Annotated in this window: 17 protein-coding genes; 5 read left to right on the top strand and 12 right to left on the bottom strand. The window is 64.5% G+C overall.

The window, feature by feature from the left end; translation table 11 throughout:
• Nucleotides 1–21 precede the first annotated feature (21 nt).
• The 7 genes from AAFP05_RS01800 to AAFP05_RS01770 form a co-directional block, all read right to left on the bottom strand.
• Complete coding sequence (locus AAFP05_RS01800; RefSeq protein ID WP_341728141.1) at nt 22–1,479, bottom strand: SH3 domain-containing protein; 1,458 nt, start codon at nt 1,477–1,479, stop codon at nt 22–24.
• 224 nt (nt 1,480–1,703) lie between these two features.
• Complete coding sequence (locus tag AAFP05_RS01795) at nt 1,704–2,399, bottom strand: hypothetical protein (protein ID WP_341728140.1); 696 nt, start codon at nt 2,397–2,399, stop codon at nt 1,704–1,706.
• A gap of 35 nt (nt 2,400–2,434) precedes the next feature.
• Nucleotides 2,435–3,709 carry an SH3 domain-containing protein gene (locus AAFP05_RS01790; RefSeq protein ID WP_341728139.1) on the bottom strand — a complete coding sequence of 425 codons (1,275 nt, stop codon included), beginning with the start codon at nt 3,707–3,709 and terminating at the stop codon, nt 2,435–2,437.
• Between the two features lie 217 nt (nt 3,710–3,926).
• Nucleotides 3,927–4,571: a peptide-methionine (S)-S-oxide reductase MsrA gene (gene msrA, locus AAFP05_RS01785; RefSeq protein WP_341728138.1), complete on the bottom strand. Its 645-nt coding sequence runs from the start codon at nt 4,569–4,571 to the stop codon at nt 3,927–3,929.
• 36 nt (nt 4,572–4,607) lie between these two features.
• The gene (locus AAFP05_RS01780) at nt 4,608–5,516 is read right to left on the bottom strand and encodes a patatin-like phospholipase family protein (protein ID WP_341728137.1); all 909 of its coding nucleotides are present in this window, start codon (nt 5,514–5,516) and stop codon (nt 4,608–4,610) included.
• Between the two features lie 53 nt (nt 5,517–5,569).
• Nucleotides 5,570–6,259 carry a uracil-DNA glycosylase gene (locus AAFP05_RS01775; protein ID WP_341728136.1) on the bottom strand — a complete coding sequence of 230 codons (690 nt, stop codon included), beginning with the start codon at nt 6,257–6,259 and terminating at the stop codon, nt 5,570–5,572.
• A 68-nt stretch (nt 6,260–6,327) separates the two neighbouring features.
• Nucleotides 6,328–7,503: an MFS transporter gene (locus tag AAFP05_RS01770; RefSeq protein WP_341728135.1), complete on the bottom strand. Its 1,176-nt coding sequence runs from the start codon at nt 7,501–7,503 to the stop codon at nt 6,328–6,330.
• A gap of 143 nt (nt 7,504–7,646) precedes the next feature.
• Between AAFP05_RS01770 and AAFP05_RS01765 the strand changes: the two genes are divergently transcribed.
• A complete protein-coding gene (locus AAFP05_RS01765; RefSeq protein WP_341728134.1) occupies nt 7,647–8,861 on the top strand; it encodes an AI-2E family transporter in 1,215 nt (404 codons plus the stop codon).
• Nucleotides 8,858–10,018 carry a hypothetical protein gene (locus AAFP05_RS01760; protein WP_341728133.1) on the top strand — a complete coding sequence of 387 codons (1,161 nt, stop codon included), beginning with the start codon at nt 8,858–8,860 and terminating at the stop codon, nt 10,016–10,018. Before AAFP05_RS01765 ends, AAFP05_RS01760 begins: the two co-directional genes overlap by 4 nt.
• A gap of 6 nt (nt 10,019–10,024) precedes the next feature.
• Here the strand turns inward: AAFP05_RS01760 and AAFP05_RS01755 are convergent, their stop codons facing one another.
• From AAFP05_RS01755 to AAFP05_RS01740, 4 genes are all read right to left on the bottom strand, one after another.
• Nucleotides 10,025–10,936 (bottom strand): amino acid ABC transporter permease, encoded by a 912-nt coding sequence (locus tag AAFP05_RS01755; RefSeq protein ID WP_341728132.1) that lies wholly within the window; start codon nt 10,934–10,936, stop codon nt 10,025–10,027.
• Entirely contained in the window at nt 10,933–11,580 is a 648-nt protein-coding gene (locus tag AAFP05_RS01750; protein WP_341728131.1) for an amino acid ABC transporter permease, read from the bottom strand. Before AAFP05_RS01750 ends, AAFP05_RS01755 begins: the two co-directional genes overlap by 4 nt.
• A gap of 69 nt (nt 11,581–11,649) precedes the next feature.
• Complete coding sequence (locus tag AAFP05_RS01745) at nt 11,650–12,504, bottom strand: glutamate ABC transporter substrate-binding protein (protein WP_341728130.1); 855 nt, start codon at nt 12,502–12,504, stop codon at nt 11,650–11,652.
• Nucleotides 12,505–12,529: 25 nt separating this feature from the next.
• Entirely contained in the window at nt 12,530–13,282 is a 753-nt protein-coding gene (locus AAFP05_RS01740; protein WP_341728129.1) for an amino acid ABC transporter ATP-binding protein, read from the bottom strand.
• Nucleotides 13,283–13,390: 108 nt separating this feature from the next.
• Between AAFP05_RS01740 and AAFP05_RS01735 the strand changes: the two genes are divergently transcribed.
• Entirely contained in the window at nt 13,391–14,239 is an 849-nt protein-coding gene (locus AAFP05_RS01735; protein ID WP_341728128.1) for an aminotransferase class IV, read from the top strand.
• Between the two features lie 62 nt (nt 14,240–14,301).
• Here the strand turns inward: AAFP05_RS01735 and greA are convergent, their stop codons facing one another.
• A complete protein-coding gene (gene greA / locus AAFP05_RS01730; protein ID WP_341728127.1) occupies nt 14,302–14,805 on the bottom strand; it encodes a transcription elongation factor GreA in 504 nt (167 codons plus the stop codon).
• Between the two features lie 102 nt (nt 14,806–14,907).
• Here greA and mca point away from each other — a divergent pair, with 102 nt between their 5' ends.
• Together mca and AAFP05_RS01720 are read left to right on the top strand one after the other, a co-directional pair.
• Nucleotides 14,908–15,852 carry a mycothiol conjugate amidase Mca gene (gene mca, locus AAFP05_RS01725; RefSeq protein WP_341728126.1) on the top strand — a complete coding sequence of 315 codons (945 nt, stop codon included), beginning with the start codon at nt 14,908–14,910 and terminating at the stop codon, nt 15,850–15,852.
• Nucleotides 15,853–15,915: 63 nt separating this feature from the next.
• Nucleotides 15,916–16,409: GNAT family N-acetyltransferase (locus tag AAFP05_RS01720; RefSeq protein ID WP_341728125.1), on the top strand; the 494-nt coding region annotated here is incomplete at its 3' end.

Here is a 16,409-nt window from a genome sequence, read left to right as displayed (position 1 = left end):
CCGCGCAGCATCTCCGAATGATCAGTAGTTGACCGTCACGTGCACGTGATCGTAGTGGTTGGCGGTGATGCCACCGCGATCGGCCATCGCTGTCCAACCGCTTTGTCCGTTGATCCAGATGCGCTGACGCCAGATCAGGTACTCGATGTTGAGTTCATCGGCGTGATCCTGCAGGTACGCGGCTATCTCATTGCCCAAGTCCACGTCGCTGGACCCATTCGGCATCATGATGTCGACCGCGCGTCCGCTCGGGTGGTCGGGAAGCGAATCCGCGCGCACACCGTACATGGTGGTGATCTGCGGGAACACTTCGCGAATCTCATAGACGATGCCTTTACCGCTGGCGGTCAGACCGTCGAGACCCGACGATCCACCCGTGTTCAGCGAGGTGCCGGTGTTCGAACCACTCGGCACGCTCGGACCCGCCGTCGAGCCCGAGCCGGTGTTGGTGCTGACCGGTTCGTCGCTGAGGTAGGTGGTCGAAATCCAGCGCAGCGTGCCGTCGTCGTCCACCTGGCTGAAGCCGTTCTGAGTGAGACCGGTCAGCTCGACTTCGGTATTCGGGCTCAAGACACGGACGATCCGGTAGTCGAGCCCGGGTCCGGTACGCAGATTGACGTCGGTAGTGGTGTAAGCGGTCTCGGTCTGGCCGTCGCTGCTCTCTTCCTCGTCCTCAGCTGTGCTGCCGCTGGTGGACAAGTACTGTGTCGAGACCCAGGCGCCCTGGCCGTTGAAGCTGATCGGAGTCCAGCCGTCCTGATCATCGCCGGTCGTGGTGACCGCCTCGCCGGTCTTCAGAACCGAGATCACGCTGTAGCTGGTGCCGGGTCCGGAGCGCACATTGAGTGCTGTGGTCGCCGTCGCTGTTCCGGTAGCGCCGTCATTCGTGCTGCCATTGTCCGTGGTGCCATCATCGGTGGCATCCGGGGCCGCGGACTCGACGTCGTCCGAGTTCTCGTCGTTGGTGGCCGGATCCTCGGTGGTCGAGTCGAACGAGAGGTAGGTGGTGAAGGCGTAGCCGTCATGACCCTTGTAGGAGACCGGAACCCAACCTCCGACCTGGGCCCCGGTGACGCTCACCGTCTCGCCCACGGCGAGGGTTCCCAGGATGCTGGTTAGCGTGGACATCCCTGCCCGGACGTTCAACTGCGCGGTGGCCGTGGCGGTGCCACCCGAGGCGGACTCGCTGCCGCCCAGACTGGTGTATTCGGAGTAGACCCACGCGTCCTGGCCGTTATAGCTGACGGGAGTCCACTCGCCCTGCGGGTCACCTCGCCGCTCGACCTGCTCGCCAGCCGCCAGCGTACCGAGAATCTGCGAACTGATCGTTGGTTCGATGCGCACGTTGACCGCTGTGGTGGCGGTGAGCGTGTTGTTGGCTGCGATTGCGAGTTGAGGGACGACAAGGCTCCCGCCGACGAGTACGCCGGCGACCGCGATGCTTGCCACTGCCGTTCGTGATCTCTTCTTTGCTGTCATCGTGCTGGGGTTCCTTCCAGGCAACGGTCGTGTGATGGCTGGGGGTTACCGGCGTCTTCCCCGGTCACACGCACCGCGCGTGACCACGCCTAACCCCAGCCAACGTTGCGACCGTAAGTGCACGGGGCAGCCTGCGACCAGGCACCTGAGACCTCGATAAACCTCTGATGTGTTTCTGACAAGCAAAAATGAGAGAATCATTCAGCTCAACCCCAACTAGAGGTTCAGGTCGCACTGATCACCCAGCAAGCAGACCGATCGGCGACGATCGTGGCCGGCTGTCCCAGCTCGGTGAAGACGACCGCGCCGGTCTGACGATCGGCGAAGACCGCCGGTGTGCTTCCGGTGGCGGCGGCCAACTGCTCCAGTGCCTCGACCTGGCCGAGCACCACGCAGATCTGCAGCTTGCCGCCGAGCTTGTTGGCGATGATCGTCTCCAACACATCCGCGTCGATGGTCGGTGCCGCGATCAGCAGCGGTCGCATATCCGCGGACGCGGTGCCCAGCAGCGGCAGGATTTCGCGCAACCGCGTGATGCCATCGGCGCAGACCAGTACTCGCGGCTGGTCGAGGATCGCGCGTTCGCCGGTGTGAGTGGCCAGCGTCGAGGTAGCCAGCTGGCACTCGACCCGCACCGTCGACGGGGCCGCCAGCCTGGAGGCGAGATCGCGTTCCTGATCGGGTGTGAAGCGGCCGGCGGCCGGCGCGTTGCGCAGCAACTGATCGGTGGTGACGTATGCGGGCGGTCCGAGTGGTGCTTGTCTATCGGCGGCCGGACGAGTGCGCCGGCCGGCCTCGTCCATGGTCGCCAAATCGGCGCCTTCTGCCCGGGCAGCACTGCGTCGGTCGGCCATGGCGGCAGCCATCACCAATCCGATGCCTATGATGAGGATCAACGTGACGATCACGGCCGGACTCATGCGTCCACTCTAGGAGTCGGGAAGTCACGCAAAGGTCAGCGGAGCCCAAGCTTCGAGCTGCAGGCCGGCCACGCGCCCCAGCCCTGAACAGCGAGGACCTTCTCGGCGATCTCGATCTGCTGGGCCTTGGTTGCCAGGTTCGCGGTCGGTGCATATTCGCCGCCGCCGAAGGCGAGCCAGGTGGAGTAGCTGAACTGAACTCCGCCGTAGTAGCCGTTGCCGGTGTTGATGGACCAGTTACCGCTTGACTCGCACTGGGCGATGGCATCCCAGGTGCTGGTATCGACCGAGCCCGAATCGCCGCCACTCGAGTCGTCCGACCCGGCGCTGCTCGTGCTGACCGGCTCATCGCTCAGGTAGGTGGTGGAGATCCAGCGCAGCGTGCCGTCGTCGTCCAGCTGGCTGTAGCCGTTCTGGGTGAGACCGGTGAGTTCGACCTCGGTGTTGGCGCCAAGCACTCGGACGACTCGGTAATCGAGCCCGGGCCCCGTGCGCAGGTTCACATCGGTTGTGGTGTATCCGGTGGAGGTCTCCGACGCCTCATCGCCATCATCGGTAGTCGTCGGCTCGTCGGCGTCGTCACCTCCTTGACCACCGCTGGTCGATAGATACCGGGTGGCGACCCAGGCGTCCTGACCGTGGTAGCTGATCGGGGTCCAGCCGTCGTCGTCACCGCCTCGCGTGGTAACCGATTCGCCGGTGCTCAACACGGCCAGCACGCCATAGTCGGTGCCGGGGCCGAAGCGCACATTGAGTGCGGTGGTTGCTGTCGCGTCGCCGCTCACACCGGTGTTGGTGTCCGGAGCGTCGGTCGAGGAATCGAACGACAGGTAGACCGCGTAGACGAAGCCGTTACGTCCGTTGTACGAGACCGGAATCCAGCCGCCGACCTGGTCACCGGTCACATTGACGCTCTCCCCAACGCCGAGGGTGCCGAGGATGCTGGCGAGAGTGGACGCCCCGGCCCGCACGTTCACCGCAACGGTCGCGCTGGCGGTACCGCCGGTGGCCGATTCGACGCCTCCGAGACTCGTGTAGGCGGAGAAGACCCAAGCGTCTTGTCCGTTGTAGCGCACCGGCGTCCATTCACCCTGAGCGTCGCCGCGGCGCTCCACCTGCTCACCCGACGATAGGACGCCGAGAATCTGTGAGTTGGTGGTGGGTTCCAGGCGCACATTGAGCGAGGCGGTCGCCACGATGGTGGTGTTGGACGCTATCGCCATCTGCGGGATGATGACGGCGCCTGTCAGCAGTGTGCCGGTCGCGACGATGCCAGCGACTCGTGCCCGCGTCTTCCTGGTGAATCCCATGCTTCCGGTTCCTTCCACGCAGCGGTCGGGGTGATGGCCGGAACTCGGCGTCGTCCGCGCGATGGTGTCGCGTGCAGACAGACATAGCTCTGGCTATCTCCGCGACCGTAAGTGGATCCACGGAGCCATGGCTAGCCCGCTGAGATTTTCCTTAACGGTCAAATCGGCGCGACTAGCTGAGATGAGAAAAGAACTGGGCTAAACCCCAACTAGAGATTCAGGTGCCCGCTGAGGCTGGGCAGGCAACCCCGGTTCTGACATGACAGTCGTAGCCGCCCGGGTTCGCGTCCAGGTATTGCTGGTGATAGTCCTCGGCGAGATAGAACGGTGGGGCCGGCTCGATCGATGTGGTGATCTGGCCATAGCCCGCATCGGTCAGGGCATGCTGGTAGTCGGCGCGTACCTTCTCGGCGATCTGCTGCTGGTCGTCCGAGACGGTGAAGATCGCCGAACGGTATTGCGTGCCGCTGTCGTTGCCCTGTCGGTCGCCCTGAGTGGGATCGTGGCTTTCGAAGAAGACCCGCACCAGTTCGGCGTAGCTGATCTCGGAGGGATCGAAGACCACCCGGACGGTCTCCGCATGCCCGGTCAACCCGGTGCAAACCTGCTGGTATGTCGGGTTCGGCGTGAATCCGCCCTGATAGCCGACCGCGGTCGAAACCACGCCTGGCCGGCGCCAGAAGAGCTTCTCCGCGCCCCAGAAGCATCCGAGCGCGAAGTAGGCAGTCTGACTTCCTGGATGTTCCGCATTCAGTGGTTCGCCGAAGATCCGGTGCGGCAGGCGGGGGTCCGCCACCGGAGTCTCGCGTCCTGACAAGGCAGTTTCCGCGGTCACGCGCACGTTCTTCCTGAAACCGAACATGCCTCCAGCTTAAGAACCCGAACCAAGGGCGAGCGGCTAGAGCCCCGCCTCATCGAACTGCTCGGCGGCCAACTGACGCCCGATCTCGATGATCCGTGCTGCCTGATCGAAATCGAAGAGGGTAGACGTGCGGGCCGGTACCTCGACGTGCACATCGGGCGGGTTGACGGCTACCCGGGAGGCCTGGATGCGCTCGTGCATGACGTCGAGCGACATCGTGAGCATGTCGGTCAGATCCAGATCGGGCGGCAGCGGCTCGAATGGGTCGGTGGGCGCGCTCCTGACCGCTCGCGCGCGGGCCGTCGGCAGCACGTCGGCCAGGCGCTCCTGGAGTCTGTTCAGCGGATTGCTGCTGGACTCGTCGGACGAGATCTCGATCGCACTGCCGTGCTCCCAGCCGCGCTCGCGGCCGAACAGAGAGACCGCCACGGTCAGATCGGCGTCCAGGCGCAGTGAGGTCTCCATGGGCAGTGGATTCACCACGCCACCGTCCACCAGCAGCCGGCCGTGCAGCATGATCGGCTGGAAGACCGATGGAATGGCGATGGACGCCCGGATCGCTGTCAGCAGGGGGCCACTGTGAAACCAGATCTCCCGCCCGGCGAGCAGATCGGTGGCCACGGCGGTATAGGGCATCGGCAGCTCCTCGATGCGGACATCGCCGACTACTTGTTCCATCCGCTTCATCACCCGGTCGAGTTTGAGCAGCCCGGGTGTATTCAGCGACGGCTGCGCCATCATCCATAGGTCGGCGCGGGTGAGTTTGAGCGCGGTTTGCTTGAGATCGTCCAGTCGTCCGGCCGCGTAGGCACCCCCGACCAGCGCACCTATGGACGAGCCGGCCACCGCGACGATCTCGTGGCCTCGTGAGAGTAGCTCCTCGATGGCCCCGATATGGGCATATCCCCGGGCGCCGCCGGAGCCCAGTACCAGCGAAATTCTCATCGTCACTCCTTGGGGTGGTTGCGTTGACGGGCTATGTCGTGGTCGCGCGATCTCTATGCCTGGTTGAGATCCCAGTCGATCCCGGTATCGTCCTGCGCCGCCAGCGCCTGGTTTGCGCGGCTGAACGGACGCGAGCCGAAGAATCCCGCGCTCGCCGACAGCGGCGACGGATGCGGTGATGCGATGATCGGGACGCCGGCCGCCGAAAGGGTTGGGGTGAGTGTCTGCGCGTCGCGCCCCCACAGGATCGCGACCAGCGGTCCGCCGCGGGCTGCGAGCGCATCGATGGCGGCCTGGGTGACCTGCTCCCAGCCCTTGCCTCGGTGCGATGCCGAACGCCCCGGCTGCACCGTCAGGCACCTGTTGAGCAGCAGCACGCCCTGATCGAACCAACCCGTCAGATCGCCGTGTTCGGCGGGCGCGATACCCAGATCCGACTGCAACTCCTTATAGATATTGATCAGCGACTTCGGCAGCGGACGCACCGAACGCTCGACTGCGAAACTGAGTCCGATCGGATGTCCCGGTGTGGGGTAGGGATCCTGGCCGACGATCAACACCCGGACCTCGGCCAGTGGGCGGCTGAAGGCCCGCAGCACCTTGTCGCCGGTCGGGAGGTAGCTGCGTCCGGCGCTCAGTTCGGAGCGCAGAAAACCGCCCATCTCGTGAATCCGCGGCTCCTGGTCGGCCAATACCTGAGCCCAGTCGGGGGCCATGAGTTCGGAAAGCGGGCGCGGATTCATGCCAGCCAGGTTAGTCGCCGCCGGCCTGGTCCTCGCATTCGGCTGCCACCCGGCGGCGGCCCGGACGACTAGGCGTTGGTTCGGCGAAGGCCGCTGCCCGACCAGATGCCGATGGCGGCCATCAAGACCGCTCCGATTCCGAAGGCGATCGGCAGCGGATAGTGGTCGGCCAGCGCACCCACGGCGAGCGGCCCGACAATCGATCCCAGATCGGACGACATCTGGAAGACCGCTACCGGGGTGCCTCCGCTGCCTCCGATCACGTCGCCCACCATGGCGGTCGGCGCGGTCGACATGACCGCCGAACCGACCCCGAAGATGCACAGGATCACGATCAACCAGGCCATGTTCGACGCGAACGGAATCAGCGCCGATGAGGCAGCGCAGATCAATAGCCCGGCGACCAGCATCGGACGACGTCCTCTGGTGTCCACCAGGCGACCGGCCGGTTGCAGCACCACAGCCTGGACCACCGCGGCGACAGCGAAAGCCACGCCAGTCCACGATGTCGGCTCGTGCAAGACCTCCACCACCAGCAGCGGAACCAGAGTTGAGCGTGCCCCCTGTGCCTGCCACCCGGTGCTGAAGTTCGCTGCGCAGGCCAGCTGATATCCCGGACGCCGCCAGGCATCGGCGAAGCTCAGCGCTGCCTCCCCGGTCTTGTCGGTGGGCCTGATCTGACTCCGGCTGAGCAGCGCCAGGCCTGCAGCGCCGGCCAGCACCAGGGTGCCCGCGTAGAAGAAGAACGGTGCCCTGATAGAGATGGCCGCCAGCAGGCCGCCGACGGCGGGCCCGGCCATACCGCCGATCAGGAAGCCGCCGGAATATGCGGCGCTGGCCCGGCCACGCAATTCCGGTCCTACGCTGGCCAGCAGCAGCGTCATGGCAGCAACCGAGAACATCGCCGAGCCGATGCCGCCCGCGCCACGCAGCACGAGCAACTGCAGATAGCTGCGGGACAACCCGGCACCCGCGGTGCTGAGCGCGACAATGCCGATCCCGATACCGAGCGCGACTCGTTCGCCGATCGCCCGATTCAAACGCCCGCAGAAGGGACCCATCACCAGCCTGGCCAGCGCGAACGCGCTGATCACCGCACCCACCTCGAACTGGCTGACGTCGAAACTGCGGGCGAAGACCGGCAGCACCGGCACCATGACACCGAAGCCGACGGCCACCAGCAAAGCGACCAGGGAGAGCACCCAGACATCGCGGGGCATCTGCTTCATCGATAGGCGGGGCACCACCACAGGTTAGGACGCCGCCGGAAATCGGCGCGCAGCGGTAGCCTCCGGGCGATCACCGGCGTCCAGCGCCCCGGTGACCGCCCGACCTTATACTTGGCAAGTCGAAGCGCTTGACCAGCCGAACCACCTTGGAGGTCTGCATGACTGCTGCCAGCGGAGCCACTTCTGCCGATTTCCCGGTCCCCGAGCCTCAACAATCCGATGACATCGCCCTGACTCCGAAGTGGTTGAGAATAGGCGCCAGCTGGGGTTGGCGGCTGCTGGTCGTGGGTGCGGTGGTCGTGGTGTTGTGGAAGGTCGGCTCGTACCTCAGTCTGGTCGTCATTCCACTGATTCTGGCGACGCTGTTCACCTCGGGGCTCAGGCCGTTCGCGGAGTGGCTCGTCTCCAAGGGCTGGCCGCGCTGGCTCGGCAGTATCACCGCTCTGCTTTCGCTGATCCTGGTGGTGCTCGGTCTGCTGGTAGTAGTGGGTGCCCAGGTCGCCTGGCAATCGTCCGAACTTGTTGAAAAGGCCACCGAAGGCGTCCGGAGCCTGTTGAACTGGGCTGCGAATGGTCCACTGAATCTCAGCCTGGACCACAGCCAGATCGACTACTGGCTCACCGAACTGGCCAACTACGCACAGCAATCGTCCGGCAGGATCGCCAGCGGTGTCGCCAGCGCCGGTGCCACGGTTGGCGAGTTCTTCGCGGGCCTCGCCACCTGCCTGTTCGCCACATTCTTCTTCCTCAAGGACGGCGAGCGCATCACCAAGGTCGCCGAGAGTCTGGTTCCCACCCACGTATTCAGCTCCGTTTGGCCGGCCGTCCGCGGCGGCTGGATGTCCTTGACGTCGTACGTGCGTGCCGCCGTGATCGTCGCGGGCATTGATGGCGTGGGTGCCGGCCTCGGTGCACTCGTGCTCGGCTCGAACCTGTGGCTGGCCATCACGGCACTCACCTTCGTCTGCTCGTTCATCCCACTGCTCGGCGCACTGATCGCAGGCACCGTTGCCACCTTGGTGGTTCTGGTGACGCTCGGATTCGTCAAGGCGGTCATCATGCTGGCTGTCTTCATCATGGTGATGACGATCGAGTCGCACGTGTTGCAGCCGCTGGTGCTCGGCAAGGCAGTCGAGATTCATCCCCTGATCGTGTTGTTGGGTATCGCTGTCGGCGCCATCGTCGCCGGGGTCCCCGGCGCACTCTTCGCCATTCCTCTGGTGGCCTTCATCAGCGGTTGCATCCGGGCGGGCGAACTGCACGACGCGGAGCAGACGCGCAAGAACCGCAGCAACGAATCGTCCGGATCAAACCCTGAAGGGCGTGGGCCACGGTTCCGGCGTGGGCAACGCGGAGCTAAGTTGGACGCATGAGTGACCCCGCGGAGCTGAACCGTATCTTGCACGCCCTTGCCGACGGCAAGATCGACGCCGACCAGGCCGCCAGTCTCGTCGCCGACTTGGACCGGCCGGCCGAGCGGGTGCAGATTCCACCCGAGGCTCTTTACGACAATCGTCCGGCCCGTGCGCTACCCGACGAATCCGACGAACCGGCTGTTACCGAGGCCGAGCCAGCCGAGCAGGCCGCCGCCTCCGAGCGCGACGAGACACCAGGGGACGACGAGGCATCCGGAGACGGCGAGAGCGATGAAGCGCCGCAGGACGGCCGGGTCAGCGACTCCGGCAACAGTCAGGCGGGCCATGGCCTCTTCGACATCGAGTTGGACAACGTTGCCGCGGTCGCCGGCGAAGTCTTCCGGGACGCAGGCGAGATCGCGCGCGGCGCCTGGCAGCGGCTGGGCGAGTTCGCCGGCGCGGTACTGCCCTCGAATGTGGCTTCGGTGGTGCCGGAACCGAAGAACTTCGCGGCGCCGGCCACCCCTCGTCCGGCGGCCGGGAGATCGGTCGAGAAACTGATCGTCCGTTCGGTCGGTCGCCGGGTGCGCATCGTGGGAGATGGCCGCATCGCCACCGCATCGGTTGACGGACCGCACACGATTCGGCGTCAGGGCGCCACGCTGGAAGTCAGCACCGAAGGCGAACTCGGCATCAACACCAGCGGCTTCAGTCTGGTGCATCCGCCCCGTTCGGTGGACGACCTGCGAGTGCTGGGTTTCGGCAAAGAGCTGGTGGTGCGGGTCAATCCGTCCGTCACGGTGGAGGCCGAGGTCACCGGCAACAAGCTCACGACCGTCGGTGTACCCAAGCTCGGCAGCATCCGGGTGAGCGTGGGCCAGGCCAGCCTGAGTGATGTGGTCGAAGTCAGCGATGCGTTGATCCAGGCGGGCGGGGCATCGCTGTCCGGCCCGCTCAGCGAGGGACGTTCGCGGATCAAGGTCGAGTCGGGTAATTTGTCGATCCGTCTGACCCACGGCGCGAACGTGACAGTTCGCTCGCAGACCCAACTCGGCCGGATCAGCTGGCCCGGCGATTCGCAAGCCATCCTCGACGAATATGTGGTCGGCAACGGGTCGGCGCAGTTGGAGATCGGCGTCGTCATGGGCAGGGCCGTCATCAGAGTCGACGACTGACCTCGTTCAGATCTGACTGCCCGGAACAGCAGGGGCCGACGACTGCAGACTGCTGGTTGCCTGGACCGGATCGATATGCTGGCCGCTCTTCGGAGCGGAACGGTGTGCGATCCAGCGGGCCAACGCCGAGAGCGAGAAGTTCACGGCCAGGTAGATCAGCAGGGTTACGATGAAGATCGAGAACGAATAGCGTGTCGAACCGTAGTAATCCTTGAGCTGGTTGGAGATCCGCAGGATCTCCGGGTAGGCCACCACATAGGCCAGCGAGGTGTCCTTCAGTAGCACCACCAGTTGCGCCACGATGATCGGCAGCATCTGCTGGAAGGCCTGCGGGAACTCCACGTAGAGCCGAGTGGACAATGGCGTCAGCCCGAGCGAGAGACCGGCCTCGCGCTGTCCCTTGGGTAGCGCTTGAAGCCCAGCACGCAACGCCTCGCCGATGATTGCGCCGTTGTAGACGGTCAGTGCGAGCACCACGGCCCAATACCCGCCGGTGCCCAGGGCGAGCAGGATGAATAGCATCATCAGTAGTACGGGCATGCCGCGGAAGAACTCGAGAACGACCGTGGCCGGCACCCTAACCCAGCGCTGCGGAGCAGTACGGGCGAAGCAGAGCACCACGCCGAGCAAGATGGCGAGCACCGCGGCCAAGCCGGCTGCACGCAGGGTGCCTTTGATCAGGCCACGGACGAGTAGCCCCTTCCACACCTCGGCGTCGGTGAAGATATCCCAGCGCTCGGGGCTCCACACGCCGGTCAGGTGGGCGCCGTTGACGGTGGTGCGGGGCTGGCCCAGCGCCCAGATCAGCCAGACGAATCCGCCGGCGATCACCACACCCGCGATGATCGAGACGATCCGGGACAGTTTTCTGGTCTTCGGACCAGGCGCATCGTAAAGGATGCTCGCGGTCGCGCTCATCGCTGCATCGCCACCTTTCGCTCGATCTGGCCCGCCAATTGGCCAAGCGGGATGGTGATGATCAGATAGCAGGTCGCGGTGCCGAGCAGAATCGGGATGACCGCGTTTCCGTTGTTATTCGCCAGCGTCTTGGACACCGCAAAGAGTTCGACGACCAGGAAACCGCCGGCGACCGAGGTGTTCTTGGTCAAGGCGATGAGCACGTTGATCAGCGGCGGCACGACCATCCGCAGCGCCTGCGGCAAGATGATCAACGAAATGGTCTGGCCGAAACGCATCCCGAGTGATCGCGCTGCCTCTGCCTGGCCGATCGGCACCCCGTTGATTCCTGAGCGGATGGCTTCGGCGACGAACGACGAGGTATACAGGCTGAGCGCGATATAGGCGCCGATCTTGGAGTTGATGCCGATCTGTAGCGCGGGCAGCACCACGATGATGAAGAAGAAGACGAGTGTCAGCGGGGTGTTGCGCATGATCTCGGTGTAACCGGTCGCGATAGCCCGCAGGCTACTGATCGGCGAAATGCGCATCAGTGCGACCATCGTCCCGATCACCAGGGCGCCCAAGCCGCCGACGACCAGCAGCTCTAGGGTGACTTGAAATCCCACCCAGTATTGGTCGAGATTCGCGAATACGGCTTCCATGGGCGCACCTGGTTCTTGTTTCGGTCAGGGGGACGCCTGAGAGGGTGTCAGGCGTCCCCGATTCGGTGATCAGTAGCGGTCGACTGCAGGCGGCTCGGGAGTGGGGAGGACGGTACCCGCCGTGGATTCCCAGGCCTTGGCCCAACGTCCGTCGGAGTAGGACGCCTCAAGAGTGTCGTTGATGAAGGCGCGGAACTCGTCGTCCCCCTTGGCCAGCCCGATGCCGTAGGGCTCGGAGGTGAAGGTGCCGTCGGTGACCTCGAACTCATCGCCGTTTTGGCTGACCAGTCCGGCCAGGATCACGTTGTCGGTGGTCAGTGCCTTGGCTTCACCGGTGCGGATCGGTTCGAGGCAGTCAGAGTACTTGTCGACGGTGATCACCTTGTCGGTGTATTCACGGACGTTCTTCTCGGAGGTCGACCCGGTCACCGTGCAGATCACGTTGTCGCCGAGGCTGTCGGGACCGGTGATGTTCATCGGATTGCCCTTGGGCACCAGGAACGACTGGCCGGCGATGTAATAGGGCCCCGCGAAGTCGACGACTTCCTTGCGCTTGTCGTTGATCGTATAGGTGGCGACCACGATGTCGACCTGCCCGTTCTGGATGAACGGCTCACGGTTCTGCGAAACCGTCTCAACCCACTTGATCTTGTCGGACGAGATGCCGAGTTCCCCGGCGATCAGCTTTCCGATCTCGACATCGAAGCCCTCGGGGGTACCGTCCGGCCCGGCGAGGCCGAAGAGCGGCTGGTCGAACTTCGTTCCGATGGTGATGGTGCCTGCCTCGGCAAGCTTGGCCATCGTGGTGCCTTCGGCGAACGACTGCGTAGCGCTTGCCTGCCCTTCGGAGTTTCCGCCGCAGGCGGACAGCGTCAACGCCGTTGTCAGTGCCACGAGGCCCGCGGCGATCCTGTTGAGTTTCATTGATGCTCCTTTGGTTTTCTTGGCTCTAATTGAGGATCTTGGACAAGAAGTCCTTCGCGCGATCAGACTTCGGGTTGGAGAAGAATTCGTCGGGTGGTGCCTGCTCGACGATCGCGCCGTCGGACATGAACACGACCCGGTCGGCGGCCTTCTTCGCAAAGCCCATCTCGTGGGTCACGACCACCATGGTCATGCCCGATTTCGCGAGGCCGACCATGACATCAAGCACCTCATTGATCATCTCCGGGTCCAGCGCACTGGTCGGTTCGTCCAGCAGGATGAGCTTGGGATCCATCGCCAACGAGCGGGCGATCGCCACGCGCTGCTGCTGCCCACCTGACAGCTGGGCCGGAAGCTTGTTCGCATGATCCTCGACCCCAACGCGGGTGAGCAATTCCATCGCGCGTCGCTGCGCCTCCTTCTTCGCAGTCTTGTGCACCTTGATCGGAGCAAGGGTCACGTTCTCCAGCACCGTCTTGTGGGCGAACAGATTGAACGACTGAAAGACCATGCCCACGTCGCTGCGCAGCTTGGCGAGGGCTTTGCCTTCTTCGGGAAGCGTCACGCCATCGATGCGGATCTCGCCGGAGTCGATCGTCTCGAGTCGGTTGATGGAACGACAGAGTGTGGACTTGCCGGAGCCCGACGGTCCGATGACGATAACGACTTCGCCCTTGTGCACGTCGAGGTCGATGTCCTTCAGCACATGATGGGTGCCGAAGTACTTGTTGACGCCGCGCATCTCAACGAGCGGGCGTGCAGTTGAGGGCTCAGACATAGTCGCAGACTACGACGCCTGATCTGCCTCAGTGGACGAATTGGCTCCTGCACGCAAATCGTTAGCAAGACCGTAACCTGCACTCACGGGAGCGAGTAGGGTCGCGCCATGGTGAAGAAGATGCTCGCACTGCTCGACGGAACGCTGGTCGATCCCGCTCAGCCGATCGTGCGGGCCGACGATGAAGGCGTGTTGCGAGGCGACGGAGTGTTTGAGGCGTTACTCGTAGTCGAAGCCCAGATGCGCGATCTCGATGCCCATCTAGCCAGACTCGCGGTTTCGGCCGCCATGCTCGAGCTGCCAGACCCGGACGAGGCAGGCTTTCGCCGCGCCGGTGAAGCGCTGGTCGGCCGATGGGATTGGCATGCTGAGCGTGAGGCCACTTTGCGGTTCGTCTGGACGCGGGGTCCCGAAGGCGCCGGTCGGCCGAATGCCTGGGCATTGCTCAGTCCTCTGGACGAGGTGACCCGGCGTCAACGCGCCACCGGTGTTCAGGTGCTGCTGCTCGACCGCGGCTTCGAGCCAGAGCAGGTCGAGAGTCTGCCCTGGCTGTTGCCCGGAGCCAAATCGTTGTCATACGCGATCAACATGGCGGCCAAACGGCATGCGCACCAGCAGGGCGCGGACGATGTTGTCTTCTGCTCACCCTCGGGCAAGCTGCTGGAGGGACCCACCTGCAGTGTGGTGCTCGACATCGACGGTGTGCTGCACACTCCTCCGGTCGAGGGCGTGCTACGTTCGATCACCGTCCAAACCTTGGCCCGGCAAGCGCCGGCCGCGGGACTGGAACTGTGCTTCAGCCCGCTGGAACGCAGCGACTTCGCACGTTGTCGCGGCGCCTGGCTGCTTTCGAGCACTCGAATACTGTCCCGCATCACGCAGGCAGACGGCGATCGGCTGCCCGCCAGCCTGCTCGATTCGACCCTGAAACGAGTTCTGGGAGTGCCGTCGGTCTGAACCCGACCAGCACTCCCAGATGATGGATTGTGGTGCCGAATAGCTGGAGTTTGCTGGGAGCCTCAGCCCTTGAGCGGGGCGACGTCGAGGATGGTCACCTCGATGCTGCGGCCGTTGGGAGCCTGGTAGCTCACCTTGTCGCCCTTCGCGGCGCCAAGCACGGCGCCCCCGAGCGGGGATTGCGGGCTGAAGATGTGGGTGTCGATGTCATCGTCGAGCCCCATCATCTCGCGGGAGCCCAGCAAGAAGGTCTCCGTGTCGTCCTCATCGTCGAAGTAGGCGACCGTCACGATGGTGCCGACGGCCACGTCGTCGGGATTGTCGGGTGCCTCCCCGACTTGCGCGGTGCGCAGCATCTGCTCGAGCTGAGCGATCCGCCCCTCCATCTGACCCTGCTCGTCGCGCGCGGCGTGGTATCCGCCATTTTCCGACAGGTCGCCTTCTTCGCGAGCCGCAGCGATCTTGGCGGTCACCTCGGGGCGTCCGTGCGTTTTGAGGTGGTCCAGCTCGTTCGACAGCTTTTCGAAAGCCTCCCGGGTCAGCCATACCGTCTCTTGTTCAGCCATCGCACCAGTCTAGCCATCCGACGTCCGCGCGACTTGGCGGTCCGGTTGTAGGGTTTCATCGGCAGCGGAACGAGTAGGTGTCTGGTTGCACAGTTCGGCACAATGGTGGACATGTCCGTTCCCCTCACCGCACAGGCAGCAGATGGCGAGCAGTTGCGTCTGCTGCACGTGCACGCCCATCCCGACGACGAGTCCAGTAAGGGGGCAGCCACGACTGCGAAGTACGTGGCCGACGGCGTCCGGGTGGTAGTGGCGACCTGCACCGGTGGGGAGCGCGGTTCGGTGCTGAACCCGAAGATGGATCGTCCCGAGGTCTGGGAGAACATCGCCGAGGTGCGTAAACAAGAGATGACGAAGGCCCGCGAGATCCTCGGCGTGGAGGAGGTTCCGCTGGGCTTCGTCGACTCCGGGCTGCCCGAAGGCGATCCGCTGCCGCCGCTGCCCGAGGGCTGTTTCGCGCTCTACGATCCGGTCGTGGCCGCCGAGCCGCTGGTCAAGGTCATCCGCGAGTTGCGTCCGCATGTGCTGACGACCTATGACGAGAATGGCGGCTACCCGCATCCCGATCACATCCAATGCCACCGCGTGAGTCTGGCCGCGCTCGCGCTGGCCGCGGACCCGGAGTACCGGCCCGACCTCGGTTCGATCTGGTCGGTGCCGAAGGTCTACTACCAGATGGGCTTTCATCGGCTGCGCTATGCGGCGCTGGATGCGGCCATGCACGAGATGGGCATGGACTCTCCCTATCGTGAACGGCTCGGTACCTGGGAGGACCACAGCTACGAGCACCGGATCACGACCCGGGTTGCGTGTGCCGAGTATTTCGAGATCCGCGACGATGCGTTGCGCGCGCACGCATCGCAGGTCGACCCGGACGGCATGTGGTTCTCGGTGCCCCTCGAGGTGCAGGCCCGAGCGTGGCCGACCGAAGACTGGCAGCTGGTCTACAGCGCCTTCCCGACCGTCATTCCTGAGGACGATCTGTTCGCGGGGCTGCGTCCGGTGCCGCCCGGTGAGCCCGATCCGTCGGATCTGTGGGCGATCTGAGATCGCCGCAGTGCTGTGCTCTCGGAGCGTGGCCACGGTCTCAGGCGGGTAGGCTCGTGAGTTATGAACCTGCGATGGCCTGAGGCCCAACCGATGCTGGGCGGCGAACCTGTCATCCTGCGCGGTTGGCGCAGTTCCGACACGGAGTCGGTTTTTGTTGCCTGTCAGGACGAGACGCTGCAGAACTTCACGCGTGTGCCCTCGCCGTACACGATGGCCGATGCCGAAAAGTACATCACGTTGGGAATTGACGTCTGGCAATCCCACAGTGGCGTCAATTTCGCGATCGCCGACGGGTCGGACGAGGTCATCGGCGCGATCGCCCTTCAGAACATCAACGAATCGCAGTTCGTCGGCGAGATCGGCTACTGGGTCGCGGATTTCGCACGCGGTCAAAGAGTCGCCCGTCAGGCGGTCGAACTACTCGCGAGTTGGGCTCACGATGAGCTCGGGCTGATGCGGATGATCCTCAAGATCCAGCGGGAGAACACCGCATCCATCGCTGCCGCGTTGGCGGCGGGGGCCCGCCCGACCGGCACGACCGTGGACGAGGAACT

Origin of the sequence: Brooklawnia sp. (genome assembly GCF_032229645.1) — a bacterium.
Taxonomy (GTDB): Bacteria; Actinomycetota; Actinomycetes; order Propionibacteriales; family Propionibacteriaceae; genus Brooklawnia.
The sequence above is the reverse complement of the archived record's forward strand: the minus strand, read 5'-3'. Positions and strand labels throughout refer to the sequence as shown.

Coding starts and splice junctions, on each gene's coding strand:
- AAFP05_RS01800 (WP_341728141.1), bottom strand. CDS start 1,479: ATGACAGCAAAGAAGAGATCACGAACGGCAGTGGCAAGCATCGCGGTC.
- AAFP05_RS01795 (WP_341728140.1), bottom strand. CDS start 2,399: ATGAGTCCGGCCGTGATCGTCACGTTGATCCTCATCATAGGCATCGGA.
- AAFP05_RS01790 (WP_341728139.1), bottom strand. CDS start 3,709: ATGGGATTCACCAGGAAGACGCGGGCACGAGTCGCTGGCATCGTCGCG.
- msrA (WP_341728138.1), bottom strand. CDS start 4,571: ATGTTCGGTTTCAGGAAGAACGTGCGCGTGACCGCGGAAACTGCCTTG.
- AAFP05_RS01780 (WP_341728137.1), bottom strand. CDS start 5,516: ATGAGAATTTCGCTGGTACTGGGCTCCGGCGGCGCCCGGGGATATGCC.
- AAFP05_RS01775 (WP_341728136.1), bottom strand. CDS start 6,259: ATGAATCCGCGCCCGCTTTCCGAACTCATGGCCCCCGACTGGGCTCAG.
- AAFP05_RS01765 (WP_341728134.1), top strand. CDS start 7,647: ATGACTGCTGCCAGCGGAGCCACTTCTGCCGATTTCCCGGTCCCCGAG.
- AAFP05_RS01760 (WP_341728133.1), top strand. CDS start 8,858: ATGAGTGACCCCGCGGAGCTGAACCGTATCTTGCACGCCCTTGCCGAC.
- AAFP05_RS01755 (WP_341728132.1), bottom strand. CDS start 10,936: ATGAGCGCGACCGCGAGCATCCTTTACGATGCGCCTGGTCCGAAGACC.
- AAFP05_RS01750 (WP_341728131.1), bottom strand. CDS start 11,580: ATGGAAGCCGTATTCGCGAATCTCGACCAATACTGGGTGGGATTTCAA.
- AAFP05_RS01745 (WP_341728130.1), bottom strand. CDS start 12,504: ATGAAACTCAACAGGATCGCCGCGGGCCTCGTGGCACTGACAACGGCG.
- AAFP05_RS01740 (WP_341728129.1), bottom strand. CDS start 13,282: ATGTCTGAGCCCTCAACTGCACGCCCGCTCGTTGAGATGCGCGGCGTC.
- AAFP05_RS01735 (WP_341728128.1), top strand. CDS start 13,391: ATGGTGAAGAAGATGCTCGCACTGCTCGACGGAACGCTGGTCGATCCC.
- greA (WP_341728127.1), bottom strand. CDS start 14,805: ATGGCTGAACAAGAGACGGTATGGCTGACCCGGGAGGCTTTCGAAAAG.
- mca (WP_341728126.1), top strand. CDS start 14,908: ATGGTGGACATGTCCGTTCCCCTCACCGCACAGGCAGCAGATGGCGAG.